Annotated in this window: 29 protein-coding genes; 16 read left to right on the top strand and 13 right to left on the bottom strand. The window is 46.9% G+C overall.

Features of this window, described 5'->3' with window-relative positions; translation table 11 throughout:
- Nucleotides 1-4 precede the first annotated feature (4 nt).
- A complete protein-coding gene (locus tag K0H59_RS06600; RefSeq protein ID WP_220055024.1) occupies nt 5-1,756 on the top strand; it encodes a bifunctional UDP-sugar hydrolase/5'-nucleotidase in 1,752 nt (583 codons plus the stop codon).
- A gap of 130 nt (nt 1,757-1,886) precedes the next feature.
- Here K0H59_RS06600 and K0H59_RS06595 read toward each other — a convergent pair whose 3' ends face one another.
- Nucleotides 1,887-2,780 (bottom strand): LysR substrate-binding domain-containing protein, encoded by an 894-nt coding sequence (locus K0H59_RS06595; protein ID WP_220055023.1) that lies wholly within the window; start codon nt 2,778-2,780, stop codon nt 1,887-1,889.
- A gap of 164 nt (nt 2,781-2,944) precedes the next feature.
- Between K0H59_RS06595 and K0H59_RS06590 the strand changes: the two genes are divergently transcribed.
- Nucleotides 2,945-3,388 carry a DoxX family protein gene (locus tag K0H59_RS06590; RefSeq protein WP_011716306.1) on the top strand — a complete coding sequence of 148 codons (444 nt, stop codon included), beginning with the start codon at nt 2,945-2,947 and terminating at the stop codon, nt 3,386-3,388.
- Between the two features lie 10 nt (nt 3,389-3,398).
- Nucleotides 3,399-4,094, top strand: a complete 696-nt coding sequence (locus K0H59_RS06585) for a pirin family protein (RefSeq protein WP_220055022.1) — start codon at nt 3,399-3,401, stop codon at nt 4,092-4,094.
- Between the two features lie 97 nt (nt 4,095-4,191).
- Here the strand turns inward: K0H59_RS06585 and K0H59_RS06580 are convergent, their stop codons facing one another.
- The 5 genes from K0H59_RS06580 to K0H59_RS06560 form a co-directional block, all read right to left on the bottom strand.
- On the bottom strand, nt 4,192-4,722 hold the full coding sequence (locus K0H59_RS06580; protein WP_220055021.1) for a GNAT family N-acetyltransferase: 531 nt from the start codon (nt 4,720-4,722) through the stop codon (nt 4,192-4,194).
- A 63-nt stretch (nt 4,723-4,785) separates the two neighbouring features.
- Nucleotides 4,786-5,307 (bottom strand): GNAT family N-acetyltransferase, encoded by a 522-nt coding sequence (locus K0H59_RS06575; protein WP_220055020.1) that lies wholly within the window; start codon nt 5,305-5,307, stop codon nt 4,786-4,788.
- A 159-nt stretch (nt 5,308-5,466) separates the two neighbouring features.
- Nucleotides 5,467-5,769 (bottom strand): hypothetical protein, encoded by a 303-nt coding sequence (locus K0H59_RS06570; RefSeq protein ID WP_011622005.1) that lies wholly within the window; start codon nt 5,767-5,769, stop codon nt 5,467-5,469.
- Nucleotides 5,770-5,896: 127 nt separating this feature from the next.
- The gene (locus tag K0H59_RS06565) at nt 5,897-6,106 is read right to left on the bottom strand and encodes a DUF3820 family protein (RefSeq protein ID WP_011622004.1); all 210 of its coding nucleotides are present in this window, start codon (nt 6,104-6,106) and stop codon (nt 5,897-5,899) included.
- A 147-nt stretch (nt 6,107-6,253) separates the two neighbouring features.
- Nucleotides 6,254-6,712 carry a GNAT family N-acetyltransferase gene (locus K0H59_RS06560; RefSeq protein WP_220055019.1) on the bottom strand — a complete coding sequence of 153 codons (459 nt, stop codon included), beginning with the start codon at nt 6,710-6,712 and terminating at the stop codon, nt 6,254-6,256.
- A gap of 530 nt (nt 6,713-7,242) precedes the next feature.
- Between K0H59_RS06560 and K0H59_RS06555 the strand changes: the two genes are divergently transcribed.
- The 6 genes from K0H59_RS06555 (at nt 7,243) to K0H59_RS06530 (ending at nt 13,359) form a co-directional block, all read left to right on the top strand.
- Nucleotides 7,243-8,025, top strand: a complete 783-nt coding sequence (locus tag K0H59_RS06555; RefSeq protein WP_220055018.1) for an AAA family ATPase — start codon at nt 7,243-7,245, stop codon at nt 8,023-8,025.
- A complete protein-coding gene (locus K0H59_RS06550; RefSeq protein WP_220055017.1) occupies nt 7,985-8,467 on the top strand; it encodes a CopG family transcriptional regulator in 483 nt (160 codons plus the stop codon). Before K0H59_RS06555 ends, K0H59_RS06550 begins: the two co-directional genes overlap by 41 nt.
- A gap of 135 nt (nt 8,468-8,602) precedes the next feature.
- Nucleotides 8,603-10,096, top strand: coding sequence for an ABC transporter substrate-binding protein (locus K0H59_RS06545; RefSeq protein WP_258405899.1), 1,494 nt, complete (start codon nt 8,603-8,605; stop codon nt 10,094-10,096).
- Nucleotides 10,093-11,829: a GGDEF domain-containing protein gene (locus tag K0H59_RS06540; protein ID WP_220055016.1), complete on the top strand. Its 1,737-nt coding sequence runs from the start codon at nt 10,093-10,095 to the stop codon at nt 11,827-11,829. Before K0H59_RS06545 ends, K0H59_RS06540 begins: the two co-directional genes overlap by 4 nt.
- 103 nt (nt 11,830-11,932) lie before the next feature.
- Nucleotides 11,933-12,757, top strand: coding sequence for a zinc-dependent peptidase (locus tag K0H59_RS06535; RefSeq protein WP_088212059.1), 825 nt, complete (start codon nt 11,933-11,935; stop codon nt 12,755-12,757).
- 62 nt (nt 12,758-12,819) lie between these two features.
- Nucleotides 12,820-13,359: a nuclear transport factor 2 family protein gene (locus K0H59_RS06530; RefSeq protein ID WP_220055015.1), complete on the top strand. Its 540-nt coding sequence runs from the start codon at nt 12,820-12,822 to the stop codon at nt 13,357-13,359.
- A gap of 1 nt (nt 13,360) precedes the next feature.
- Here the strand turns inward: K0H59_RS06530 and K0H59_RS06525 are convergent, their stop codons facing one another.
- Nucleotides 13,361-14,827, bottom strand: coding sequence for an HDOD domain-containing protein (locus tag K0H59_RS06525; protein WP_220055014.1), 1,467 nt, complete (start codon nt 14,825-14,827; stop codon nt 13,361-13,363).
- A gap of 164 nt (nt 14,828-14,991) precedes the next feature.
- Nucleotides 14,992-16,005 carry a low-specificity L-threonine aldolase gene (gene ltaE, locus K0H59_RS06520; RefSeq protein WP_220055013.1) on the bottom strand — a complete coding sequence of 338 codons (1,014 nt, stop codon included), beginning with the start codon at nt 16,003-16,005 and terminating at the stop codon, nt 14,992-14,994.
- 287 nt (nt 16,006-16,292) lie between these two features.
- Between ltaE and K0H59_RS06515 the strand changes: the two genes are divergently transcribed.
- The 3 genes from K0H59_RS06515 to tpx all read left to right on the top strand — a co-directional run bounded on the left by K0H59_RS06515 (nt 16,293) and on the right by tpx (nt 18,447).
- Entirely contained in the window at nt 16,293-16,883 is a 591-nt protein-coding gene (locus K0H59_RS06515; protein ID WP_220055012.1) for an OmpA family protein, read from the top strand.
- Nucleotides 16,884-16,914: 31 nt separating this feature from the next.
- Nucleotides 16,915-17,742: a mechanosensitive ion channel family protein gene (locus tag K0H59_RS06510; RefSeq protein ID WP_220055011.1), complete on the top strand. Its 828-nt coding sequence runs from the start codon at nt 16,915-16,917 to the stop codon at nt 17,740-17,742.
- A 111-nt stretch (nt 17,743-17,853) separates the two neighbouring features.
- Nucleotides 17,854-18,447 (top strand): thiol peroxidase, encoded by a 594-nt coding sequence (gene tpx, locus K0H59_RS06505; protein WP_011716290.1) that lies wholly within the window; start codon nt 17,854-17,856, stop codon nt 18,445-18,447.
- Between the two features lie 316 nt (nt 18,448-18,763).
- Here tpx and K0H59_RS06500 read toward each other — a convergent pair whose 3' ends face one another.
- Nucleotides 18,764-19,405, bottom strand: coding sequence for a trimeric intracellular cation channel family protein (locus K0H59_RS06500; protein WP_220055010.1), 642 nt, complete (start codon nt 19,403-19,405; stop codon nt 18,764-18,766).
- 353 nt (nt 19,406-19,758) lie between these two features.
- Nucleotides 19,759-20,319: a DUF4136 domain-containing protein gene (locus K0H59_RS06495; protein ID WP_011621990.1), complete on the bottom strand. Its 561-nt coding sequence runs from the start codon at nt 20,317-20,319 to the stop codon at nt 19,759-19,761.
- A 179-nt stretch (nt 20,320-20,498) separates the two neighbouring features.
- Here K0H59_RS06495 and K0H59_RS06490 point away from each other — a divergent pair, with 179 nt between their 5' ends.
- The 4 genes from K0H59_RS06490 to ruvX all read left to right on the top strand — a co-directional run bounded on the left by K0H59_RS06490 (nt 20,499) and on the right by ruvX (nt 22,380).
- Entirely contained in the window at nt 20,499-20,813 is a 315-nt protein-coding gene (locus K0H59_RS06490) for a hypothetical protein (RefSeq protein WP_011716287.1), read from the top strand.
- Nucleotides 20,814-20,962: 149 nt separating this feature from the next.
- Nucleotides 20,963-21,292, top strand: coding sequence for a stress response translation initiation inhibitor YciH (yciH, locus tag K0H59_RS06485; protein WP_220055009.1), 330 nt, complete (start codon nt 20,963-20,965; stop codon nt 21,290-21,292).
- 68 nt (nt 21,293-21,360) lie between these two features.
- On the top strand, nt 21,361-21,924 hold the full coding sequence (locus K0H59_RS06480) for a YqgE/AlgH family protein (protein WP_011621987.1): 564 nt from the start codon (nt 21,361-21,363) through the stop codon (nt 21,922-21,924).
- Between the two features lie 30 nt (nt 21,925-21,954).
- A complete protein-coding gene (gene ruvX, locus K0H59_RS06475; protein ID WP_220055008.1) occupies nt 21,955-22,380 on the top strand; it encodes a Holliday junction resolvase RuvX in 426 nt (141 codons plus the stop codon).
- Between the two features lie 60 nt (nt 22,381-22,440).
- Here the strand turns inward: ruvX and hemH are convergent, their stop codons facing one another.
- From hemH to K0H59_RS06460, 3 genes are all read right to left on the bottom strand, one after another.
- Complete coding sequence (gene hemH, locus K0H59_RS06470) at nt 22,441-23,424, bottom strand: ferrochelatase (protein WP_220055007.1); 984 nt, start codon at nt 23,422-23,424, stop codon at nt 22,441-22,443.
- A 69-nt stretch (nt 23,425-23,493) separates the two neighbouring features.
- On the bottom strand, nt 23,494-24,027 hold the full coding sequence (locus tag K0H59_RS06465; protein ID WP_220055566.1) for a glutathione peroxidase: 534 nt from the start codon (nt 24,025-24,027) through the stop codon (nt 23,494-23,496).
- Nucleotides 24,028-24,203: 176 nt separating this feature from the next.
- A complete protein-coding gene (locus K0H59_RS06460; RefSeq protein WP_011716283.1) occupies nt 24,204-25,316 on the bottom strand; it encodes a PilT/PilU family type 4a pilus ATPase in 1,113 nt (370 codons plus the stop codon).

Raw genomic sequence — 25,316 nt, 5'->3', positions numbered from 1 at the left:
GGTTATGACACAGGGATACACACTCTCACTCGCGCACATCAACGATACCCATTCGAATTTTGAGCCCAGCCGCGTACAATTTTCCTTCAATCTCGGGCTTAAAGCCTTAGATATCACCAGTCACAGCGGTGGCTATGCGCGCCTAGGGTATCAAATTAATCAGGCACGTGACCGAGCCGCACAAAGCCAGATGCCATTTTTATTTTTGCATGGGGGCGACAGTTTCCAAGGCACGCTGTATTTCAGCCATTTTAAGGGTAAGGCCAACGCCCATCTGCTGAATTTACTCGCACCCGATGCCATGGTGATTGGTAATCACGATATTGATGAAGGCAATGCGCGGCTCGCCGAATTTGCCAAGCAAATCGATTTTCCGCTACTGGCGGGGAATATGGACTTGAGTCAAGAGGATATCCGCAAGCCAGGTAACCTGCGTACTGTGGCGAATATTCTCGCCTATGATGAACAAACCCAGCTTGCCAGCTACCTCGAAAAGCCCTTCTACGACAAAAAGCTCGCCGTCATCGGCATTACTCTGGATCAGATGAAAGACATCGCCAGACCCGATCCCGATACCCACTTTGTCGATGCGATTGCCACCACGGCGCGCACCGTCGAGCATCTACATGCCAAAGGCATCAAGCATATTATTGTGCTGAGTCACTTAGGTTTAGATCAGGATAGAAGGCTTGCCGAACAAGTCGATGGCATCAGCCTTATCGTCGGCGGCCATACCCATACCTTGCAGGGCGATTTTAGTGTCTTGGGGTTAAGCAATATTCCCTATGGTGAAATGGTCAATGGCACTCCTATCGTGCATGCGGGGAAATACGCCGAAACCTTAGGCTTGGCCGAGATTGAATTTGATACAGCAGGCCGCGCAATCAGCCTCAAGGGTGGCAACTACTTTATGCTCGATAAACAGTTTATGTTGAGTTCGAGTGAACAAGTGGATGACACCGACTATCAAGCGGTGCAGCAACGCTTTAATGAGCATCCCTATGTATTGTGGGATGATGCCGATGAAGACATTCACGGCGTGATCCACGATATCTATCGCCCCGCGATTGCTGAGATGGAAAACAAAGTTTTAGCCCTTGTGCCTAAGAATCTAGTGCATACCAGACTGCCATCTAAGGCATTGCCCCATGGCAGCGAAATCGCCCCTTGGGTGAGCCGCAGTATGTTCCAAGAGGCCAAGCTTGAAGATCCCCGCATCCACTTTGCCCTGCATAACGCCGGCGGAGTAAGGCAATCGGTCGCCCAAGGCAGGCTGACCCTCGCCGATGTGTTGGGGCAATTGCTGCCCTTCGAGTTGCCATTAGTCAAATACGAAATCCAAGGCCAGTATTTATACCAAGCGCTGGAATCGGCGATTAACGCCGCGACAAACAACAGTGTGCGCGGCACAGGTGCGGGCAGCTTCCCTTATACCTATGGATTACGTTATTACTACGATGGCAGACGCCCATTAGGGGAGCGCTTGTTCAAGCTTGAAATGATGCAGCAGGATGGCTTATCACTCTGGTATCCAGTGCAGCCCGATGCGCTCTATGTGGGGGTGTCAACCTCCTATACCGCCGCGGGGAAGGAAGGTTATCACCCACTGTTACAGGCACGCTGGCAGGAATCGATTGAGACGCTCACCCTACCACAGGCCTTTATTCGCTTCCTCAATCGGGCGCCCAACCCCAATTTAGCGGATTTGCTCTCCCCCCATGTGCATTACACCAGCCATATAAAGCGCTCAGTGTAAGCGCCCTGCGTCAGGGATTTATATCAGCGCTGCCGCAAAGCAATGCTCTCTTAATTCATCACAGTACTTAGCAATGGTTAAGTACTGTGATTCACTCAATCCTGTACCCAAACGCACTATCGACATCTCACTAAAACAACCAGTCGCAATGGGGTAAACGTTCGGCAAACCACACCTGCGCTTTGCCTTGATTCCCCTTGCGCCACGCGAGAAACACTGGCTGCGCCGGTCTTGGGATCTCAACCTTACACGCGACTAATGCGCCAGAAGCGAGTTCTTCGCGGATCAAATGCTTAGGAAGATAACCCACACCCAGCCCAAGTTGCTGGGCTTTAATCTTGGTCTGCATGTTCGGCACACGAATAACTTGGCGACTATCAAATAGTCCACTGGAGCGCTGCGCGAGCGCCGTTGAGCTGTCGGCCACCACCACGGAAGGAAATTGCAACAAGGCTTCGGTGGGGATGGGATGGTCAAACTGCGCTAAGGGATGGTGAGGTGCTAGGGCAAACACGAATTCAAGCATGCCGATTTCGATTAAATGATATTGCCCCTTAGGTAACTCCCCCGTGACCCCAATGGCAATATCGGCGCGGCCCGAATACAGTGCATCCCAACCACCACCCAATGATTCCTCAGTGATATTAATAGTCACCTGTTTACCTAACTCGGTAAATTCAGCAATCAGTTTTAACAGTGGTAAATCGGGCACCACAGTATCAATCGCTAAGGTTAACGCCGACTCCCAGCCCGTTTCGAGTTGCCGAACCGCCTCTTCAAGCCTTGCGGTGGCGGCTAAAATCTCCCGCCCTTGGCGTAATACCAGCTGGCCAACTAAGGTCAGCTCAGCGCGCTGGCCCTTACGTTCAAATAATTTTACCCCTAAGTCGCTCTCTAATTTCTGCACTGTGTAGGTCAGCGCCGATGGCACCCGGAATAAGGATTCGGCAGCTGCCGAAAAACTGCCTTTTTTATCAATAGCATCGAGCACTATCAAGCCATCGAGACTCATCACAGGTAACATAGCCACCTCTTGTTCAAATTTTTTGAAATAAACCTTGAAAATGTTCCGATTTTCTTTCTACAAGGTCAAGACTAAACTTTAAACCAATGGAGAGATTAACGCTAAGCCTCCACCGATTAACCCATTAACGACATAGTTAAAAAATTTGAATTAAGGAACATTCCATGAAAGCACTTATCACAAAATTACTGACCTCTGCCCCAAGCTTCGCCCCATTGGCCCTGCGTATTCCTATCGGGATCATCCTCATGGCCCACGGCTCACAAAAACTCTTCGGCTGGTTTGGCGGCTACGGCCTAGAAGGCACTGGACAATGGATGGCCTCCATCGGCTTAACCCCTGGCTACTTAATGGCGCTGATGGCGGGCTCGAGCGAATTCTTTGGTGGCTTGCTGATCATTATCGGTTTACTGACTCGCCCTACGGCACTGGTATTGTCATTTACTATGGTGGTCGCGATTTTCTCGGTCCACATTGGTAACGGTCTATTCCTCAGCAATAACGGCTATGAGTTTGGTTTAGCCCTGTTAGCAGCCACTGTGTCTCTGGCCGTGTCAGGTGCGGGTAAACTGAGCGCCGACAACCTGTTAGCCGCACGCTTAAAATAAGGAGGAAATGATGATCCGTATACGTAAAGCGCAGGACCGTGGGCAGGCTGATTTGGGCTGGTTAAAGAGCCAACATACCTTCTCGTTTGCAAGCTACTACGATCCGCAGCATATGGGCGTGTCTTCCCTACGAGTCATTAATGATGACAGAGTCGCGCCGGGCGCAGGGTTTGAAACCCATGGCCATAAAGATATGGAAATCATCAGTTATGTGATTTCAGGCACCATAGCCCATAAGGACAGCTTCGGTAATGTTAAGACCTTACCAGCGGGTGAGTTCCAGCTAATGTCCGCCGGTAAAGGGATTTATCACAGCGAGTTCAATGCATCAAACACTGAGTCACTGCACTTTTTGCAGATCTGGATCCAACCAGACACCTTAGGCATTGATGCGGGTTATCAGCAAAAGGCCTTCGAGCAAACCTCGGCGCTGACCACCGTGGTCACCCCAACGGGTGAGAATGGCACCTTAAAAGTGCAGCAAGATGCGACCCTGTATCGCTTAATGCTGGCACCGCAAGAGCAAGTGCATATGCCGCAGCTTAAGCCACAGCGTCAGCTCTATGTACAATTGGTGGAAGGTACACTGAAGGTCAATGACCAAGTGCTCACCCCTGGGGATGGCGCACATATCACCGCCGAAGAAGTGGTTAGATTTAGCGCCGCAGGCAGCTATGTCACCGCACTTGTGTTTGACTTAGCCTGATGAATATTGTGACCAATAAAAAACCGCCTAGGAAACGAGGCGGTTTTTTTATGGCTAATCCTATGGCCTGAGGAGAGCTGTCTCTCCAAAGGCCCCCCTATGATAAGGACATAATCAAACTAAAGTTCACTAACACCTGCGCCCTGTCGTTTTGTTTGTCTTCGGCGGTGAGATAGCGACGTAGTTCATTACGGCGAATGCAATTAAAACCCTGTTTCTCAAAGAAAGGACGCGCCTGATAGGAGGCTTCAACGGTAAGCCGTTTAAGATTACGGCTTTTGGCCTCTTCGAGTAGGGCTAAATAGAGATGCGTCGCCACTCCGGCACGGCTGTATTCTGGGTGGACAAACAGGCAATCGACTTCGCCGACCATACAATTGAGCTCTTTATCGGAGCATAGCCTTAAGTTGGTAAAGCCAACCAACTTACTGCCTTCCTGCGCCACCCAAGTGGTGGTATCTTCTAACTTAGCCAGCCAGTAGGCATCACTTCGCGCCTCACCTTGGTTTTGCGCCCAAGCCAAACGTTCGGTAAGCGAGTAATATTCCTGCGCGCCCTCCATCACACTGGCGTTAAATACCGCCGCCACCTGTGCCACGTCCGCAGGAGAAAATAAGCGTATCTGCATTGGAGTCCACTCCTATGGGTTAATCATGACCAATGGGCACACAGGCAGTGTATTCCCATTCAGTTACAGTTTTTTAGTCATATAAAAACTCGGCAACACCTGGCCCAGTTTTTGTTGATAGCTGCGCTGCTGTTGGACAAATCCGAGCTTAATAAACAGCCCGCGGGAAAGATAAGACGCATCGGCACTCAATTGACAATAGCCCTGCTCTTTTGCCCACTGTTCGAGCTGTCGATAAGCTCGCTCCCCCAGCCCTTGCTGTTGCCAATCGGGATGAATATAGAGGCTATCTATATATCCTTTATGGTGAAAATCCGTTTCGACATTGATAAAACCTGCACAAATCTTAGATAAGCTCGCAGCATCTGTCACCAAAATAATCCAAGCTTGGGAACGACTTAAGCGTAAATGCCAATGCTGACTCGAACGGGGCGCCTGCGACCAAGCGTTAAGCTGCGCGGCGTTATAACGCTCATGTTGTATTTGATGCACGCTGTGATGAAAGAGTTCACTCACCGCGCGGGCATAACGGCGCCGATAAGGCACAACTTCAATTTGCTTATTGGCTTGTAAAGGAACGGACACGATTTATCGACCAAGCTTGGACTTATAAGCCTATTTTGCCGCGCTTTACCAACGAGTGATAGCCTAGATATGTATGGAATAGTAAATGCTGAAAACAAAACCGCCTCGACAAGGCGAGGCGGTTTAATGATTCTGGGTCATTTTCTATGCAGACCAAGATTATTTCTTCTCGATTTGGCCAACAAACAGCAGCTTGTCGAAGGTGCGGTTTAAGGTTTTGCTGGTGAATTGATTCATCCACATTTGCTCAACCACGGCTACTTTGTCACCTTTCTTGACTTCAGCTTCTGGGCCGGCTGCCCAAAACGTGTTGTCAGCTTCTTTAATTTGAACATAGGTGTAGCCGCCACCATTCATGGTATCCACAACTGTACCTTCATGAACGACGCCCTGTGCCCAAGCACTTGACATACCTAACGCTAATGTTGCTACAGCCGCTAATTTTACCAATTTTGCCATCATGCCTTTTGTTCCTTGTGTTTTACTAATATGCGGCATTAAAACATGCCATAGGTAATAAATCGCCAATCTCTATCACGAAATACAACACTTATAGCAAAATTAGGATTTTTATCGCACACAGGGGAACTCATTTCAACAGCGGTTTTAACATGCCCTCGAGGCCATTGAGTTTTACCTCATAAATCAGCGCTAACTGCTCCCCTAATTTTCCCTTTGGAAATCCCTGCTGATGGAACCAAACTAGATAAGGTTCGGGTAATTCAAGTAAGCGGCGGCCAGCATATTTGCCAAAGGGCATCACCTGATTTACGGCATCGATAAGCTGTTGTTGATCCATAAAGGTATTAGCTTGAACTTAGACAGTGGACTAGATGCAGGATGCTACCCTATTGCCTAATGAATGCCTATGGCTAATGTCGCCTAAAGTACGACGACGGCTAAATAGAATAGGGCAAGTCATAGACTTACCCTTATTGGCAATGCATTAGGCATAGAGTTTACGCAGATTCGGCCCGAGATTGGCACAATGCGAATGCTCAAAACCGTACTCAATGCAGAGCCGTTCTTCTTCTCCATGGACGTTAATGCTCACACAAGTCCCTTGACTGGCATGTTCATCCACAAAGGCCATAACTCGCTCTAACATTATTTTGGCCAGCCCCACATGGCGATATTCAGGTAAAACAATAAAATCCTCAATCGCCAGATGGTTAGCCTTATCACCGTATACGCAGGCGGCTGCAACTAAGGCGGAGGTATTTTTTTGTTGCTCAGCCGTTAGGCGAATAGAGACCCAATATAAAGGCTGTAACGGATGCCCATCAGCCATCTCAACGCCGATAGAAGGATACCCGGCCGCATCGCGTAAATTGAGCAACTCATGAAATAAAGGCGCAGATTCAACCAACTCAAATTCAATAGGCATTAGCATTTTAATATCCATTTTGGCATCCCTTCACGAATGGTAGAAAAATCAAGGTGATTAGACGGCATAATAGGAAAATCCTAACTGAATTAGGTGGCAATTTGATGACATAAAGCGCAGCAGCAAGACAACTTTCGACTGAAAAACAGCAACCAAGACTCAGTGTTTCAATAATATTTAAGAATAAAAACTAAAAACCATCTTCAAAAATGAAATATGTGCCATCAGCCAGATAGCTGAATACTGCTAAGCTGACCTAGCCCACCTCGATACACCGTAAGCCAAAAGACCATAAAACTGTTAAAAATCATAATATTAACCAACAATCAGCCTTATTCATCCTTTCGTCTGATAAGAGTCAAATTAACGGCACACGGCACTGTAACGTCAAATAATAATCGCGCGACAGTTTATAAAAAAGTGTCAAAAATCAGCTAATTGACCGCAATTAACATAGGGTTTACATTCATTTATGACAACAAGGTGCGGTAAAGCTCAACACATATAACAGCCGCCCAAGTGATACCCTAAGCATTGAGGAATTCGTCATGATAGTGTTAGTCGGCGGCGAAAAAGGCGGCAGCGGTAAGAGTTGCCTCGCACAAAATATCGCAGTATTTCTTACCACTGAATGTGGTGCCTCTGTCATCATGGTGGATTGCGATCCACAACGAACCACATCCGATTGGATCCAAGCCAGAAACAACAACCCCAAACTTGCCAGCATCAACTGCGTACAGCTCTATGGAAAAATCCGCAATGATCTCTTGAGCTTAGAGCAGCATTATGACTTTGTGATTGTTGACTGTGGCGGCCAAGACAACCTAGCGTTAAGGGCGACCATGTCGGTGGCATCCCATATTTTAATGCCACTGCGACCAAAACGCCGCGACTTAAAAACCGTGAGCCATATGGATGATATCGTCGCGACTTGTAAGATGATTAACCCTAAATTGCACGCCTCCTTCGTTATCACCCAATGCCCTAACCTGCCGAATCAAGCGAACCGTATTTTAGAGGCCAAAGAGGTCTGCAAAACCTACGATATCAATGTATTAGATGCGATAACCTATAGCCGTAATATCTATGATGACAGCGAAGAGTCAGGGTTATCTGTTATCGAGATAGAACCTAAGGGTAAAGCTGCCACCGAAATTCGTGCTATCGCCTGTGAAATGTTCCAAGTGGACTGCGCCGCCTCATTAACGGCCTTACTCAGACCAAGTTCACCAATGGCCGCGCATCGTGCCGCTATTAATCAACCTCAGCCGAATCATCTGAGAGGACAATATGGGACTCAGCGACCTCAAGAAAAACGCTATGCCATCTAGGGGAGGCGCACAGCCCCTCTCCCTCGATGAGTTTATTGATGCCGCGACCCTCTATGCCATGGGAGAAAACCGTCTCCCAAGTACGGGCGGCTCAGTGGCGGCGATGGAATTAGTGAAAGAATTACCGCTTCAAGCGGCGCCGCTTGACGTTACGTCACTTGAAGTCGCACCACTTGAAGTCAAGTTAGATGCTTCCAACGTGGTGACTTTGCATCGGCCTAAAACGGCATCGATGCAGCTGGATGAAAGCCATGAGGAGGAACGGCCGCATTACCGTAAAGCTACGTTTTCGTTGAGTGAAGCGGCAATCAGCCATTTAGCCAAGCTCTCTGAAGAAAGTGACATTTCCAAATCTAAATTGATCCGTTTTTTAATTGAACAACACTATGCTTTGCCAACCGCCTTGCGGCAGATGCGCGAGCAACAGATAAAAAAATCTTAGTACCGCGCCATCTCCCACCCTTTTCCGGTGATCCACATTGATTAGGTCACCGGTTTTTTTGCCTCAAAAAAACCTTACAAAAATTAAGTTATAATTTGTATCAAGCCTATCCTTAATGTACAGCTAAGTTTATTAATGCTATTTATTAGCATGTTAACCCTTGTATCTGAGGAGTCATTCTTGTTTAGACCTTTATCGCTCCTATTTATTGGACTTGGATTAACGCTAACAAAACCCGCTTTAGCGGAATTTTCCTTGGCGCAAATTCCCCCGCTATCGAATAAAACCCCCATCACCTTAGTCGCCGAAAAAGGCTTTTGGACTGACTATCTGACCCGCGAAATGCTGCCTAAATTCACCGAGAAAACCGGTGTCAAAGTCAATGTGGTGAGCACCGAGCTCGAAGGTATGTTTGAGCTTCAGACCCAAGCGTTGCTACAAGGTGAAGGTAAGTACGATTTGCTCACTATGGAGGCGGGTTGGGCCAAAGAGTGGGCGGCCAATGGCTATACAGTGCCGCTACCAGAGTTAGCCAAACTCTATGATCCCGATGGCGAAAAAGCGATGGAAAGGTATCTCGAACCTTACTATCCATCACTTCTTAACATTTTGTCTTATCACGGCGAGTTACACGCCATTCCCTACAATAACTATGTGATGGGCAGCCACTACCGTGCCGATCTGTTTGAGAATAAGACAGAGCAAACTCACTTTCAGCAACGTTTCGGTTATCCACTCAAACCTGCGACCAATTTTGATGAACTGCAGGATCAAGCGGTATTTTTTACTCGAAAGAGCGGTGAACTCCTCGCCGATAAACAGCTAAGCCACAACTTTTATGGCCTTGCCTTAATGTCTGGCAATAAGCCCCATATAAACGATGAATTTTCTAGCATTATCTGGAGCTTAGGCGGTGCTTGGATGTGGCCCATCTATAATCAACAAAAACAGTTGACGCATTTTGAAGTGCCCGCAGTCAATCAAGAGGCGCTAAAAGCGGCCATTATTTACCGTAAGCTGATGCCCTACGCGATACCTGCGGATGACAAATTTGCCTTTAACGAAGCGGCCAATGCAATGGCTTCAGGGCAAGTGGCTATTTGGCCTTTTGCTTACAACAATCTATGGTCGGCCTCCTTTAAAGTCGAGGCCAATGTGCCAAGTGCTCGTCTTGGCGTAGCTCAAGTGCCAGGCGGTACCCCCTATAACGGCGCTTACGCCTTTGCCGTGAGCTACGACAGTAAAAACCCACAAGCCGCCTATTGGTTACTTAAATACATGGGCACCTATGAAGCCCAATACGCCTATGCTCTCGGTGGCGGTAACCCCTGCCGAATGGATGTAGTGACGGCGCCCGAGTTTAAACAAGCCTCAAAAAGAGCCATTGCTGGCGCATTTGAGGCGAGCCATATCGCAAATTTATTTTGGTCAACTAAAGTCTTGGATGTCGGGCACTTTACCACGACCGCCATGGGACAAATTTACCCGGAATTAAGCCATGCGTGTTACGCCGCAAGCCGGCATGAGGCGGACAGCGCCGATATTTTTATTGAATTGAGTGCCAAAATTAAGCATCTGCAGAATACCTATGGGGAAGTGCCTGCAATTGATAAGAACAATAGCCAATGAATGCTAAACGACTCACCAGTCTAAAACATAAAATTACGCTGGCCTTTTATATCATTCTGGGCATGGCGTTGCTTAATGGCGTTATCGCTATCCTATTGTCACAACAGCTAAGATCGGAAATTGAACTCTTGGTTAATAGCGATGTAGTGAAAGTGACAACCGCGCTGCAACTGGCAAAAAACAGTGAAAGACTACAAATCATCACCACTGAGTTAAACCATTATGATACCGAGGAGCAGCGCCTACGTTTGTTGCAAGAACTCACAAGCCAATGGGAACACTTGCTTAGGGATACCAAAACCCTCGCCAGCATGGAAACCTCGCCGCATATGCATGATGCGCTTAACCATGCCATAGACACTCAACTTTATTATCAGCAGCAGTTGCCCCTGCTCAACACTTTGACCGACACGGCGCTGCAAGCCAAATTCCAAGCCCAGAATATTCAGGCGAATCTCTCGGGGATGGCAATAGCATTTTCCGATAGTATGCAAACTCAGTTGCAGCAAATTCATGGCCACTATAACCGCTTAATCGCCCAAAAGCAGTTGAATGCAATTTCAGAGAATCTATCGGAAGATCAAAAACTTTCAGCATTTCTTCATCAGGGTGAACATCTGTTTGTGCTCCTCGACAACGTAAAAAATGTGACAAGCCTAGTCGAGCTTAACCAATTACAGCGGGATGGAATGCGCCGATTGATAACCATGGACAACATCTCTCGCTCATTTAATCAAGACAGCGCGATTTACATCGACTGGTTATCGCAAATCAGGCAAAACATGGTGGGTAAAGACAACCTTTTTGACCTCTCCCGTAACGCGCTAAAAAGCACCCAAATTGCCAATGCACATTTTGGCTATCAGGCTGGTGCGGCGCAGGAAATCGCCTCCTTTACCCAAGAATTAGTCAACCATGTAGAAGAAGAAATTCAACTCGCGGGCGCAAATCTGAAGAGTGACAGCACATCCTTCGTGATTTTGATCTTTTGTGGCGGCATTCTCTATTGCTTCTTTATCTGGCTCACCAGTTGGCATTTTATCGCTAAAGGCATCATTAAGCCTGTTATCGCCACCCGTGATGCCATGAATGCTATCGCCAATGAAAAACTCGACACCCAAATGCCCATTACCGATAACCTCGAGCTACAACAGATGGTGAGTTCGCTCGAAACCCTTAAAACCTATGCGGCTCAGGTTAAAGCCATGGCCGAAACCGACGGATTAACGGGCTGTTATAATCGCCGCTATTTAGACAGCCAAATTCAGAAGGAATTGATTTACGCTAACGATCATAATATGCCCCTCAGCATAGTGATGTTCGATATCGATAACTTTAAGCAATTTAACGACAGATACGGCCATGTACTGGGCGATCAATGCTTAAGGCAAATCGTCAATGCCGCCAAATCGATTCTGCAACGGCCGACGGATATTCTCGCCCGCTATGGGGGGGAGGAATTTATGCTATTACTGCCCTCGAGCCATCTAGAGGATGCCTACAAAATTGCCGAACGTCTGCGCAAAGCCATCATCGCCCTGCATATTCCCCATGAGGATTCCGCGCATTCGGGATTAGTGACCATCAGCTTAGGTGTTGCCTGCTGGCAACCGTCACAATTAATCGACACCAATAGACTCCTTTGCCAGGCCGATGAAGCACTTTATCAAGCCAAACAACATGGCCGAAACCGCACCGAAGTTTTGCTCAACACCCCCTCACTTTATCCGTAAGCAGCACATCCTAGAGCGTTTTATTTTTAGCCAAACCATTGAGTTCGCCTCGCTGAATCCCCATTAGCTAATATACCTAAGGAAATAGTGCACTGAGGAATTCATGCTCGCAGTTTTCATTACCCTAACGCTTGGCCTCGGTGCGATCGCTTGGTTAGCGTCGAGCCGCTGGCGCAAGACGCTCCACCGCAAGCGCGTAATGGCCAGCGCCTTTCCTAAGGCTTGGCGAACGATTTTGAAGAAAAGATTGCCTTATTTCCACGCCTTGCCAGCGGATCTTCAGCTGCAACTCAAACGCCATATCCAAGTCTTTTTGGATGAAAAACGATTCGTCGGCTGCGACGGTTTGCAAATAACCGACGAAATTCGCGTCACCATCGCCGCCCAAGCCTGCTTGCTTCTGCTAAATCGCAATACCGATTTTTACCCCAATCTGAGGCAGATATTGGTCTATCCTGATGCTTTTATTGTTGATAGCCAACGCCAAGATCCCGCGGGTTTAATCTGGGAGCAACGTAATGTGCTGGCGGGGGAATCCTGGGAGCAAGGCCAAGTGATACTGTCGTGGAAAAATACTTTAGAGGGCGCAGCCAATCCCCACGATGGTAATAACGTAGTGATCCACGAGTTTGCCCATCAATTAGATCAAGAAGATGGTCACGCCAATGGCGCGCCGATTTTACAGCGCCGCCAGGATTACCTGTCGTGGTCGAGTGTATTTAGTCAGGCCTATAATGAGTTAGTTCAAGCTGCCGCCCTTGGCCGCCCGTCCCTGTTTAATTACTATGGTGCTACCAATCCAGCAGAATTTTTTGCCGTGGTGACCGAGGTCTTTTTTGAAAAGCCAGAAGCACTTAATCTAGAGCATCCAGCCCTTTACCGCGAGTTGAGCCATTTTTATCAACTCGATCCGATAAACTGGCATTGATCTAATTAGCATCTGTTCTAGAAACCATCAGACCGAATAACCATAACGATAAGGAATCCACGATGACAATTTTCACTCGCACGGAGCGCAGCTCCCATTCGACGCGCACTCGCCAGCATCTAGCCCTGTTCAGCGCCAGCCTGTTAATGCTTGGCGCCCTATGTTTTTATCCACAAACGGCCATTGCTAACGAACAAGTTGCAACAACGCTTAGCGATGAGCAAGCGGCCGCTCAAGTGCTGGATAAATTGAATCAATATTCGAGTAGTGCCGATTGGGACAAGTATTTTGCCCTCTATCGTCAGGATGGCATTTTTATTGGAACCGATGCGACTGAGCGCTGGGGCATGGCCGAGTTTGAACGCTATTCGCGCCCGACCAAAGGTTGGCGCTACGATTTAACCAGCCGCCATTTAGTGCAGCATGGTGATGTGATCCTGTTTGATGAACTGCTTAACAGCCCTAGTTATGGCGTGAGTCGAGGAACAGGCACCCTAATTAAAACCAATGGGGAATGGAAAATTGCTCAATATAATTTGAGCTTTCCCATCCCAAATTCGATTGCCAAACAGATTACCGCTGAAATTAAAAACGCTCAGTAAGCTATTTTAACGACACGGTAAAACACACATTGGCCAGCTGCGAGAAGTGGATAAAAGCTTGAAAATCCACTTCGCTAAAGGTTCTTTCCGATGGCCCCCGGTCAGCATAATAAAAACCAATCACTTTGCTATCGACCAAGAGTGGCGCCATCAAAAAACCCGACTCAGGCAGCTGAGTCTTGAGTTCTTTGCATTGCTCGAGCCACTTTTTAGCATTGGGGTTATTAATCCACTGGCATTCCTTATGCTCCATCGCCAGAGAAAATAAGCCCTTTTTATCGCCAAGATCGATAATGAACAGTTGCTTCATCTCTTCAGCATCTCGACCGAGCATAATCCTAGGCTGCAACTGTTTACGACTGGGCGACAGGAGTAACACCCCGCAGCGGTCCACGCCGACGCCTTCTAAAATCCCTTCGAGTACGGTCTGCATAATTTGGTTAAAATCGGCTTTATTGATCGCAAAGGCGGTGAGCTCACGCAGTTTGGCCAATTGCAAATTTAAGTTGGCCTCAAATACTGGCAGCTCTACCGCAAGTGGGCTGGGCTCAAGCTTATTGATGCGCTTAGGATCGGGCAGATAATCAATCAACACTTTAGCGCCATAGGCTTCGGCTAATTTATGGGTCGCCTTAGTGCAGCGCTGCATTCTCAGGGTTAATTCTTTCTCATCCAGCCCAGTAAAATTGGCGGCTTGGCCGATACGCTTATCCAACTCAGTTTTATCAATCACCTCTTGGGAAAGAATCTCACAGAGCTTATCGGCGAGAAAGATAGAGCGAATTTCAGGGCGTTGATCATCGGGATAATTCACCGCTTGGATCAATAATTCCCCTAATCCCCAGTGACGCGCAATACTCTGCGTCAGTTGCGAGAATGAGGTACCCAAGGCTTCACGAATGACACTACGCTCTTCGACGGGGTTTTCACACTCAGTTAATTGGCTGTCTAAGGTTTCGGTAAACTCACCGCCAATACTCCAAAATGCACTCTCACCAATGTGATAGAGCAAAGAGGCGATAAAGGCTTCTTCTTGAATATCCTCATCGTAATCACTGAGCATCATCCGCGCTAACATGGCGGCTTGGAATGCCTTCGCCATTAATTTGATTAAGCGTTGATAAACGGCGGGGGCAAGATTTTTGCTCTCTAACAGACTCGATAACAGCTGGGCCGTAATGCAGATATTTCGCACCGCATCAAACCCTAGCACTATGGCGGCTCGGCTGACGGTCGAAATTTGGGTACTGCCCTTATGGTAAATCGCGCTGTTAGCGACACGTAAAATGCGGGATGTGAGGGCGTTATCGTGCATCACGCTTCGCCCGAGTAAGGCGAGAGACGATACGTCATCCTTGGCAAGCTTTTCTAACGTTTGGACGGTGGAACAGAGCGCTGGCATTTCCAATTCACTGATCCGTTTTGTCCAATAATCGACCCCTTTATTAGTATTATTGTTAGGTTTCAACCCTGCTCGACCTCAATGATGTGAACTTATTGTTTTTAGTATAGATAGGCTTAAAAAAATTCGCCTAGCATCTGGCTCACAATTCGACTGTTGATTTTAAAATCCGCGATATAACAAGCCAGATGTATAAAAAAGCCCAAGTTTTCACTTGGGCTCAAAACAGATTATGCCTGCAGATGTAATTTAAACACTTGTAGCACTTTATCAATATCCTGACGTGACACATCTTTATGGGTCACAAAGCGTAGCGTGCGGCTAGGGCTGATGATAATGCCCGCCTCACGGCAACGTTTCGCCAGCGCTTTATCATCGACATGGGACGCAAGCGTTGCAAACACCATATTGGTTTGAACGGCGGCTAAATCGATTTCAAATTCACTCAACTGACTCAATTGCTGGGCAAGATACGCAGCATTTTCATGGTCTTCCCCAAGTCTCTCAACCTGCTCTGTGAGCGCTAATTTACCCGCCGCCGCTAAAATCCCCGCCTGGCGCATGCCGCCGCCAAGCATTTTACGCCAGCGCGTGGCCTTTTTAATTAGGCGCTCATCACCTAGGAGCAGCGAGCCAACAGGCGCGCACAATCCCTTTGATAAACAGATGGAAACCGAATCAAAATGCCCGGCAATATCGGCAATTCCTATCCCCTGCGCCACGGCGGCATTAGCAACCCTAGCGCCATCTAAATGAATTTTTAAGCCACGCTGAAATGCCAGTGCCTGCGCATTGGCAAGATAAGTCTGGGGCAAGACTTTACCGCCAATAGTGTTTTCTAAGCTCAGTAAGCGCGTGCGCGCGAAGTGAATATCATCGGGTTTAATCGCCGCTTCAATATCGGTCAAGGCGATAGTGCCATCCAGCTGATTGGTCAGCGGTTGTGGTTGAATGCTGCCGAGAACCGCCGCGCCGCCGCCCTCAAATTTATAGTTATGCGCCTGCTGGCCGCACAGGTATTCATCTCCACGCTCACAATGCGCCATCAATGCAAGCAAATTGGCCTGAGTGCCGGATGCCGTAAACAGCGCACTCTCAAAACCAAACATCTCGGCGGCCATATCTTGCAAACTGTTGACGGTCGGATCATCACCATAAACATCATCACCCACTTCAGCCCTCGACATGGCTAATCGCATCGCCTCTGTTGGCTGGGTCACGGTATCACTGCGTAAATCTATCATCTTGTCCTCGACTTCTTCTGCCTATCCCCGATGCGGATATTCATCGCATAAGTGCGACTCTAGCCTCAAAGGAAAAATTTGTATAGTTTGCCTTTATGTCTGCCGATAAAATCAACAAGGAGCCAATGTTATCTAGGCTGATGCGATTGATTTGCATCAAATAACGGGCAAAACTTGGCGTTAGGCCGATAAAAAAGATAGAATACCAGACTAAGATGCTCATGCTAATGCAGTGCAAATCTCTTAGTGGTTTTAGCTACTCAAGATAAAATACAAGGTGATTTGTGGTGAAAATATCCGTAATGCAATGGATTAAATTAACGTGTTTAGCGCTGAGCCTAAGCCAGATGTTACCCGCGTATGCATGGCAAGATACAGATCAAGACGGCGTCCCGGATATTAAGGATGCCTGTCCAAACACACCAGCAAACACCACTGTGATGGCCAATGGCTGTGTTTACCAAGCCGAAGTAAAATCCAGCAGTATTCAATGTGATCTCAATGACCCCAGTACTTATTCAGCCGCTGATTGTCATAATATTGAGACCGTGATTGTGTATTTTGAGTTTGCGATTGCCGAAGTAGATTTATCGCAATGGAAAGCTTTAGCCTTAGTGAAAGCTTTTTTAGACGCGAATACTGAGACTCGATTAACTTTAGTTGGGCATACGGATATTGTCGGTACGCCAGAGTTTAATTATCAGTTATCACTACGACGGGCTCAAAATGTGAAACGCATTTTGGTTGAAGACTATGGCTTCAATCCAAATCGCTTTACCGTTGTCGGTAAAGGTATATCTGAACCAGTTGCGGATAATCATTCCAGCGAAGGTCGCAGATTAAATCGACGAGTACAATTTATCGTCAATAATAACTAGTTTTGTTAGCGTATTTTTAGGGAGTAATTTAATGGATAACCTCGAAGGTTTATTAAAGCAGGCGCCAGATTTGGTCATGACCTATGGCTTAAAAATCTTATTTGCCCTCATTATTTTCTTCGTCGGTAAATATTTTTCTGGCGTCGCACAAAAGTTAGTGCGCAAGTTGCTTAACAGTCGCAAGATTGACCCAACTGTGGTGTCTTTTGTGGCTAACTTAGCTTGGGCAGTGGTGTTTGTGTTCACCATTATCGCCACCTTAGGCCAAATTGGCGTACAAACAGCCTCTCTAGTAGCCGTTATCGGTGCCGCAGGTTTAGCCGTAGGTTTAGCACTGCAAGGTTCTCTGTCTAACTTTGCCTCAGGCGTATTAATGGTGCTATTCCGCCCATGCCGCGTAGGTGATTATATTGAAGCAGCAGGTATTGCCGGTACTGTTGATGAAATCACTATTTTCTCAACCAAATTACGCACCCCAGATAATAAAGTGATTGTGGCGCCAAACTCTTCAATTATGAATGGCACCATCACAAACTACTCAGCCTCTGAAAATCGTCGTATCGATTTAGTGATTGGCGTGTCTTATTCTGCGGATATTGCGCTAACCAAAAAAGTATTAACAGAGATTTTAGATAACAACCAATACGTACTGAAAGAGCCAGGTTACACCGTAGGTCTTTCTGAATTGGCAAATTCTTCAATCAACTTTGTGGTTCGTCCTTGGGTTAAAACCGCCGACTACTGGACAGCGCGTTTCCAAATTTTAGAACAAATCAAAAATGCACTCGATGCAGCAAACATTGAAATTCCATTCCCACAAATGGATATTCATGTGAAGCAATTGCCAGAGAGCAAATAATCAGCAAGCATATTAAAAGGCCGGTGAATACCGGCCTTTTTTATGGTGATAGTTTAGGTTTTGTCGTACCTTAAGCCTATATGCACAACATACCTGAGTAAGGGAGAGAAAATGCAAAAGTATGTTTCATTTCTAGCCGCTGGCTGTGTTTTTAGTTTAATGGTTCTCAGCCCCACCGCTATCGCCAATGATAAAACCCAAGTGATGATGGGCGACAAGACTGTCACTCTCGCAGGGAAATTACCCAAACTTGAGCAAATGGCGCCACGGTTTAAAGTTGTCGATGAAAAATTTACCCCTATCAGCCTGAGTGACTTTAAAGGCAAAACCGTGCTGATCAGTGCCGTGCCCAGTTTAGATACGGGTGTCTGTGCGCTGCAAACTAAGCGCTTTAACAGTGAAGTCAGTCACTTCTCCGATGATGTCGTCATGCTGACCATCAGTACAGATTTGCCCTTCGCCCAAAAACGTTTCTGTAAGGTGGAAAATGTCGACAAAATCAAAGTCCTCTCCGACTCAGTGTGGCGTGATTTTGGTGAGAAATACGGTTTATTGATTGAGGATTACGGCTTACTCGCTCGGGCCATCTTTATTATCGATGCCGAAGGTCAGCTTAAGTACCAAGAGCTGGTCCCCAATATTACTGAACACCCCAATTATGACGCCGCGCTTGAAGCGTTAAAAACCATTCAAGCACAGCAATAACATAAAAAATGGGGCATTTAATGCCCCATTTTTTATTAGGGCGTGTTGACGTTTCGAGATTAGATTTTGTTCTTTCTGGTAAGCTCGTGTTCGCGAAACGAGGAATGATGTGTAGTTATTCTACTCAAATGACGAGCGGCTCTTATGACAGAAAGTAAGAGCAAGGGCTTGTCAGACGAACCCTTCGGGCAGCATTTGGCTGGCGTTTCTGCTGCGTTATCGTCCGTTTATGTAGAATAACTACACTGCACGGACTTTGCCTCGCATAAACGCCAGCCACATTGCTGCAAAAACAACCCTGAAACGTCAACACGCCCTAGTGCGTATGTTGGTCGCCGCTGGCTTGATAGTCAAAGGTCGGCATAGACCAATGGTAACGCAGCGCTAACATTCGTAAGCTAAAGCCAAGCGTTAAACAGACCACTAGGTTTATCCACTCAGCCAATTGATAAGCATTGAGGGTGATATATAAGCCTGCGGTAAAGAGCGAAATCACCGCATAGAGTTCTTTCTTAAAAATCAAAGGCACTTGATTACAGAGAATATCGCGGATCACCCCGCCAAAGACCCCTGTGACGAGCCCCATCACCACCGCAATCGTTGGACTAAAGCCTAACATTAGCGTTTTTTGGGCGCCAACAATCGAGAATACGGCTAGGCCTAAGGCATCAATGGCCAAGAATAACTTAGACAGGTAACGCATCACAGGCGCAATGGCGACCGTTAGTAAAGACGCAAATGCAATCGCCAGCAGGTAATGGACATTCTCGACCCAAATCAAAGGGTAATTTCCGAGCAGCATGTCTCTTAGGGTGCCACCACCAATTGCCGTCGCGCAGCCAATGATCACCACGCCGAATAGGTCCATCTGCTTACGACCCGCCGCTAATGCCCCTGTCATGGCCTCGGCTAAAATCCCAATCAGCCATAATAATCCGATAAATTGCGCTTCTTGCATTTAAACTACTTATTACCCATGCATAAAGAACGGATTTTGCCTGATAATCCACGGACTGGATAATGAGATTATTTAAATTTTGTCATTAGAATATTTAATCTATTGATAGTTTTTGTGCATTAGCTATTTCTACTTTTCTATATTGCGTTACACTACAGCCCTTCAATAACAATGCATTAACCAACAGACGACAGTTCCTCTCATTCAATTAAGCTTATTTTTTGATAAGTTTTAATAAAGCATAATCAATTAAAATTTTAAAATTTGTAGAAAATTCATCTTAATACCACTCAAGCCTAAATTTTAGCCACAAAAAAGCGGCCAAAGGGCCGCTTTTTTAGACTAAAAGTAAATTATTTGTTTTCAGGTTTTGGCGGGAAATTCGCCATCACACTGCCGACCGCTTCGTTGATCAGCTGTACTCTTTCCGAAGGAGTATTTTTATCACGGATAGTATCAGCTACTGAGCCACGCCAAATTAACTTAGCGGTTTTATTATCAACTAAATCAATGATCAGGGTGCCAACTTCGTATTCTCTAACTGTGGTCTGGGTTTGCATGTTACCGCCCCAGCCCCAACCTGGTCCATAGTAAGGGTTATAGCCAAAATTGGTATTGAAGGTATCTACATTAATCTTCTTATCGATTTTGGTCAGATAGTTCACTAATACATCGGCATCCTTTGCATCGACCAAGGTCATGCCCTTAGATGAAAGCTGAGAGTTCACCGCATCCCGCACGCGCTGATCCATTAAACCATCGAGGTGATAACCCGAAGCATCGGTCTTTTGCGCGACCCAAGCATAGGTCTTGTACTGAGTAAAATTGGCGCTAGGGTCAAAATCCCAACCCGACTTAAGGGAACTACAGGCACTCAATGCCAGTACGGCTAAACCTACAATTATATTTTTCATGGTGATTTCCTTGGTCGTTCTTATCGAACACAAATAAGCCGAAAATAAATTTAGCTTACAGAGCAATGGACGGTTCTACAACTCAATATGATGAAAAAGCAGTGTGTTATTCAGCTTGACTTCAGCAATCGCTTTAAATGATAATGATTATCACTTAAAGCGATTAAGGGATAAATAACATGTACTGGTTCATTAGCGCATTGATTGTGGCATCAGCGATTTTCTGGTTCGCACCGCAAAAAGTATCTGCTGATACCCATAACAGTAAGCTCACACCTCATCTCCCCATGATGTTGCTGTTTTTACCTTTAGTCGTATTGAGTTGGCTCGTGTTTGAGACTGTGTCGAACGGAGTGAATTACACCACGGTTGCCGCCTTTGGGTTTGTTGCTACCGCTTGCTTAATCGCTCTCCCTAAATTGCATCGTTTTATCATGCCCTGCGCCCTACTTACCGCATTGGCATTAATCGCTATGGTATTGCAGCATCTCTAAGTCTGCTTTTTAAACATGCTACTTCCCTGCAAAGAGCTAGCATTGACCTTCGGCCACTTTCAGTCTCTGTCAGTGGCCTTTTTTTACCTCCCCGAAAGACGTTGAGTTTGGTAAACTTAAGCGGCGTATATTCAGATAAAAGATGACTTATGAGAGTAGATCCCAACGTTTCCTTAGTGTACAGCACAGATAAAGGCCGCATTACTGCCGAGCCAGAAGCCAAAGCTATCCCCGCATCCGATGGGATTGTGCGTATCCACAGAGACAGCAAAGGCCGCAAAGGTAAAGGTGTCTCGGTCATTTCAGGCCTAGGGCTTGATGAAGCGGGCTTAAAATCCCTGGCACAAACCCTTAAAAAACAATGTGGTTGTGGCGGCACAGTCAAAGATTTCACTATCGAAGTGCAAACCGATAATCGCGAACAACTAAAACTACTGCTTGAAAAACAAAACTACAAAGTCAAATTAGCCGGCGGTTGATACGCCACCAGCCTAAGCCGCTGGATTTAATCTATTGGTCAACGCCTGTGGGCTGAACGGAGCATTTAATGGAGAGTTTGCAGAACCATTTTTTAATCGCCATGCCGTCGCTCGATGACACTTTTTTTGAGCGCACCGTCATCTATCTATGTGAGCACGATGAAAAAGGCGCCATGGGGCTCGTGATTAATAAACCGCTGGGCATTGAAGTGAACTCATTGCTCGAACAGATGGATTTACCAGCTGAGCAAGTGTCGACCGACCTAGCATTAGGCGCGCAGGTTTTAATGGGCGGCCCCGTTTCCCAAGATAGAGGCTTTGTCCTGCATACATCCCAGCCTTACTGGGCCAACAGTACAGAATTAAGCTCTGGCCTTATGCTCACCACCTCTAGGGATGTATTAACGGCGATTGGCAGCGAGCGCTCGCCGGAAAAATTTATCGTGGCATTAGGTTATGCGGGTTGGAGCAAAAACCAGCTGGAGCAAGAACTGGCCGATAACTCATGGCTGACTATCCCTGCCGATCAAGCCCTACTCTTCGATGTCAAACACGAGGATAGATGGCAACAAGCGAGCCGCGCGCTCGGCTTTGATGCTTGGCAATTGTCATCACAGGCAGGCCACGCCTAGCCGATTTTATTGTGACGAGTGAATATAGAGATGAACGCAAGAACCGTTTTAGGTTTTGATTTTGGAACAAAAAGTATTGGTGTCGCCATAGGGCAACAAATCACCGCCAGCGCCACGCCACTATTATCCCTAAAAGCCGTCGATGGTATTCCCAATTGGGATGAAATCGGCAAGCTCATTAAAGAGTGGCAACCCGATTTAGTCGTCGTAGGTTTACCGCTCAATATGGATGGAACAGAGCAAGAGATGACCCACAGAGCGAGAAAATTCGCCAACCGACTAAACGCTAAGTTTGGGGTCAAAATTGTCACTCAAGATGAAAGACTGACCACCACAGATGCAAAAGCTCGGCTATTTGAACTCGGCGGCTTTAAAGCCCTCACCAAAGGCCAAGTCGATGCCGTGTCTGCCGTATTGATTGTCGAAAGCTATTTTGAAAATCATTTCGGTGAATAGTAAGCGATAAAACAAAAGGATAGCCTGAGCTATCCTTTTTTATTTCTGCGCTTATAAAGTTTACAGGTAAGGCTTAACCAAGTTAGCCATCATGCTGATATGGTCATCATTATCGTTCAGCGCAGGAATGTAACGGAACTTCTCCCCGCCGGCATTAGCAAAGATATGACCGTTTTCACCGACAATCTCTTCTAAGGTCTCTAAGCAATCGGCACTAAACGCTGGGCACACAATAGCCACATTACGTACACCTTCACTCGGCAACGCCTGCATGGTGGCATCCGTATAGGGTTGTAACCATTTAGCTTTACCAAAGCGAGATTGGAAAGTCATTATAAACTCATCCGCTGTAAGCCCTAATTGCTCAGCCACCAGACGGGTCGTCTTCATGCAAAAGCAATAATAAGGATCGCCTAAATGCAGATTACGCTCCGGCATACCATGGTAAGAAAGCACTAACTTTTGCGGCTTACCGTGTTGCTCAAAGTCGGCACGAATCGAGTTCACCAATGCGGTAATAAAGTCGGGGTTATCATGATAAGAGTGAATAAAATGCAGCGATGGCAGATAGCGCCACAGGGTTAATTCCCTTGCAATAGCGTCAAAAGCCGAGCCCGTTGTCGGCGCCGCATATTGCGGATAGAGCGGTAATACGACCAGCTTATCAATCCCCTGCTGATGCATAGTTTGTAAGGTGTTCGCCACAGAAGGATTGCCATAACGCATGGCTAAATGCACCGAGACTTGATGCCCATCGGCCGTTAATTTTTCCGATAATTTAGCAGTTTGGCGCAAGCTGATATCCATCAGCGGTGAACCCGCCTCGGTCCAGACCTTTTGATAGAGCGCCGCAGACTTAGCCGGACGAACGCGCAGCACAATGCCATGTAAAATCAGCATCCACAGAAGTTTTGGAATTTCGACCACCCGAGGGTCGGATAAAAACTCCGCAAGGTAACGCCTCACCGCCGATGCCGTTGGCGCATCGGGAGTGCCAAGGTTGAGTAGCAACACGCCCACTTTGCCACGCTTTGCGTGACCCATCTCTTTTGATAATCCTGAAAACCTAGCCAAAGTAGCCTCTTAACATGAGTAAAATGAATAAATTGGGCATTAAAGCACTGATTCTATTGCCTGCTTAAGCTCGGCACTATCAGGTTTCACCTTAGAATTAAACTGCTGCACAGTATTGCCATCGCCACTGACGACATACTTGTAGAAATTCCACTTAGGCGAGCCAGCTTTATCTCCTAAGTATTTGAAGACACTGTTAGCATCGCTGCCTCTCACGGGCGATGTCGCTAGCATTGTGAAGGTAACACCATAGTTGATGTAGCACACCTTAGCAGTGTCTTTTTCATCATTTTCTTCTTGGAAAAAGTCATCGGAAGGGAAACCAATCACCACTAAGCCTTTGTCTTTGTATTCTTTATGAAGCGCTTCGAGGGCCTTAAATTGCGGAGTGTAACCACAGTTACTCGCGGTGTTGACCAGTAACACTGGCTTGCCCTGAGTCAATTCACACAGATTAATTTTCTCATCCGAGTGCAATTTACGCACTTCAACATCAAGATAACTCGGGCAAGTTGCCGCAAATGCGCTAGTGCTTAACAGGCTAGCAAAGATAGCTAAGGGGAGTTTCATCATAATGTCCTTCTCATTGGGCGCGCCAAGATTGGCAAACTCGTTATTCTCTATTACGTCACTCGCTAATATAGAGATCATATTGAATAAAAAAATAAAAGCTACAGCGAGTTATCGATTGTCTTAAGCGATAAAAAAAGCAGCTCAAGGGAGCTGCTTTAACATTACCGCGGACAGGGTTAATCCATATCCAAGGTCACGCCTTCCATAAAGCTTGAGCTGGTAGGCTCTTTATTTTGCAGTTTGATCATTAAACGCAAGTCGTTTGGCGAGTCAGCATGGTGAAGCGCATCGGCATAGCTGATTTCCCCATCGATATAGAGTTGCAACAAGGCTTGGTCGAAGGTCTGCATGCCTTGCTCATTCGATTTAGCCATGGTTTCTTTAAGCAAATGCAGCTCGTTTTTAGCAATCAAGCTCGCGACACGTGGCGTATTGATCAAGACTTCAATCGCCGCCCGTCGTCCTGTGCCATCGACCTTAGGCACTAGTTGCTGCGCCACAATGCCGCGCAAGTTGAGTGACAAGTCGAATAGCAACTGTTGATGTTTACTCTCAGGTACTAAGTGCATGATCCGGTCTAACGCTTGGTTAGCGTTGTTCGCGTGCAGTGTCGCCATACAGAGGTGACCCGTTTCGGCGAAGGAAAGGGCAAATTCCATGGTTTCTTGGGTACGAATTTCACCAATCAAAATCACATCGGGCGCTTGACGCAGCGAACTCTTCAGCGCCGCATCAAAGGATTCTGTATCTATACCCACTTCACGTTGAGTGATGATACTTTTGCGATGATCGTGCACAAATTCCACTGGGTCTTCGATGGTAAGGATATGACCACGGGCATGGGCATTACGATAACCCACTAACGCCGCCAAAGAGGTCGACTTACCGGTTCCCGTACCCCCGACCATGATGATAAGACCCCGTTTACTCATCACCAGATCTTTTAAAATCGGTGGCAGTTTTAAGTCTTCCACCTCTGGGATCTTGGTCTCAATCCGGCGCATCACGCATCCCGGAGATTCACGCTGCCAGAATGCGCTAACGCGAAAACGCCCTAAATCCTTCACCGCAAAAGCGAAGTTACACTCGCGAGTGCTGTGAAACTCCTTCTTTTGCGCCTCAGTCATCACGGATTCAACAAAATCCAAAGACTGCGCGGGCGTGAAGGCACTCTCGGCCAATGGGCGTAACTCACCATCGATTTTGGCGCTCGGCGGAAAACCTGCGGTAATAAACAAGTCCGAGGCTTTACGCTCCACCATGACTTTTAAAAACGGACGGACATCCAT

The sequence above is a fragment of the Shewanella sp. FJAT-51649 genome, from assembly GCF_019457435.1.
GTDB classification, from domain to species: domain Bacteria; phylum Pseudomonadota; class Gammaproteobacteria; order Enterobacterales; family Shewanellaceae; genus Shewanella; species Shewanella mangrovisoli.
This window is presented reverse-complemented; position numbering and strand designations above follow the sequence as displayed.

What these genes read in the sequence shown, in the direction of transcription:
- K0H59_RS06585 (WP_220055022.1), top strand. Translation starts at nt 3,399, where the DNA reads ATGATCCGTATACGTAAAGCGCAGGACCGTGGGCAGGCTGATTTGGGC.
- K0H59_RS06540 (WP_220055016.1), top strand. Translation starts at nt 10,093, where the DNA reads ATGAATGCTAAACGACTCACCAGTCTAAAACATAAAATTACGCTGGCC.
- K0H59_RS06545 (WP_258405899.1), top strand. Translation starts at nt 8,603, where the DNA reads ATGCTATTTATTAGCATGTTAACCCTTGTATCTGAGGAGTCATTCTTG.
- K0H59_RS06565 (WP_011622004.1), bottom strand. Translation starts at nt 6,106, where the DNA reads ATGGATCAACAACAGCTTATCGATGCCGTAAATCAGGTGATGCCCTTT.
- yciH (WP_220055009.1), top strand. Translation starts at nt 20,963, where the DNA reads ATGAGAGTAGATCCCAACGTTTCCTTAGTGTACAGCACAGATAAAGGC.
- K0H59_RS06535 (WP_088212059.1), top strand. Translation starts at nt 11,933, where the DNA reads ATGCTCGCAGTTTTCATTACCCTAACGCTTGGCCTCGGTGCGATCGCT.
- K0H59_RS06460 (WP_011716283.1), bottom strand. Translation starts at nt 25,316, where the DNA reads ATGGATGTCCGTCCGTTTTTAAAAGTCATGGTGGAGCGTAAAGCCTCG.
- K0H59_RS06570 (WP_011622005.1), bottom strand. Translation starts at nt 5,769, where the DNA reads ATGATGGCAAAATTGGTAAAATTAGCGGCTGTAGCAACATTAGCGTTA.
- K0H59_RS06555 (WP_220055018.1), top strand. Translation starts at nt 7,243, where the DNA reads ATGATAGTGTTAGTCGGCGGCGAAAAAGGCGGCAGCGGTAAGAGTTGC.
- K0H59_RS06480 (WP_011621987.1), top strand. Translation starts at nt 21,361, where the DNA reads ATGGAGAGTTTGCAGAACCATTTTTTAATCGCCATGCCGTCGCTCGAT.
- ltaE (WP_220055013.1), bottom strand. Translation starts at nt 16,005, where the DNA reads ATGATAGATTTACGCAGTGATACCGTGACCCAGCCAACAGAGGCGATG.
- K0H59_RS06595 (WP_220055023.1), bottom strand. Translation starts at nt 2,780, where the DNA reads ATGTTACCTGTGATGAGTCTCGATGGCTTGATAGTGCTCGATGCTATT.
- K0H59_RS06580 (WP_220055021.1), bottom strand. Translation starts at nt 4,722, where the DNA reads ATGCAGATACGCTTATTTTCTCCTGCGGACGTGGCACAGGTGGCGGCG.
- K0H59_RS06560 (WP_220055019.1), bottom strand. Translation starts at nt 6,712, where the DNA reads ATGGATATTAAAATGCTAATGCCTATTGAATTTGAGTTGGTTGAATCT.
- ruvX (WP_220055008.1), top strand. Translation starts at nt 21,955, where the DNA reads ATGAACGCAAGAACCGTTTTAGGTTTTGATTTTGGAACAAAAAGTATT.
- tpx (WP_011716290.1), top strand. Translation starts at nt 17,854, where the DNA reads ATGCAAAAGTATGTTTCATTTCTAGCCGCTGGCTGTGTTTTTAGTTTA.
- K0H59_RS06465 (WP_220055566.1), bottom strand. Translation starts at nt 24,027, where the DNA reads ATGATGAAACTCCCCTTAGCTATCTTTGCTAGCCTGTTAAGCACTAGC.
- K0H59_RS06510 (WP_220055011.1), top strand. Translation starts at nt 16,915, where the DNA reads ATGGATAACCTCGAAGGTTTATTAAAGCAGGCGCCAGATTTGGTCATG.
- K0H59_RS06550 (WP_220055017.1), top strand. Translation starts at nt 7,985, where the DNA reads ATGGGACTCAGCGACCTCAAGAAAAACGCTATGCCATCTAGGGGAGGC.
- K0H59_RS06530 (WP_220055015.1), top strand. Translation starts at nt 12,820, where the DNA reads ATGACAATTTTCACTCGCACGGAGCGCAGCTCCCATTCGACGCGCACT.
- hemH (WP_220055007.1), bottom strand. Translation starts at nt 23,424, where the DNA reads ATGGGTCACGCAAAGCGTGGCAAAGTGGGCGTGTTGCTACTCAACCTT.
- K0H59_RS06600 (WP_220055024.1), top strand. Translation starts at nt 5, where the DNA reads ATGACACAGGGATACACACTCTCACTCGCGCACATCAACGATACCCAT.
- K0H59_RS06500 (WP_220055010.1), bottom strand. Translation starts at nt 19,405, where the DNA reads ATGCAAGAAGCGCAATTTATCGGATTATTATGGCTGATTGGGATTTTA.
- K0H59_RS06590 (WP_011716306.1), top strand. Translation starts at nt 2,945, where the DNA reads ATGAAAGCACTTATCACAAAATTACTGACCTCTGCCCCAAGCTTCGCC.
- K0H59_RS06495 (WP_011621990.1), bottom strand. Translation starts at nt 20,319, where the DNA reads ATGAAAAATATAATTGTAGGTTTAGCCGTACTGGCATTGAGTGCCTGT.
- K0H59_RS06490 (WP_011716287.1), top strand. Translation starts at nt 20,499, where the DNA reads ATGTACTGGTTCATTAGCGCATTGATTGTGGCATCAGCGATTTTCTGG.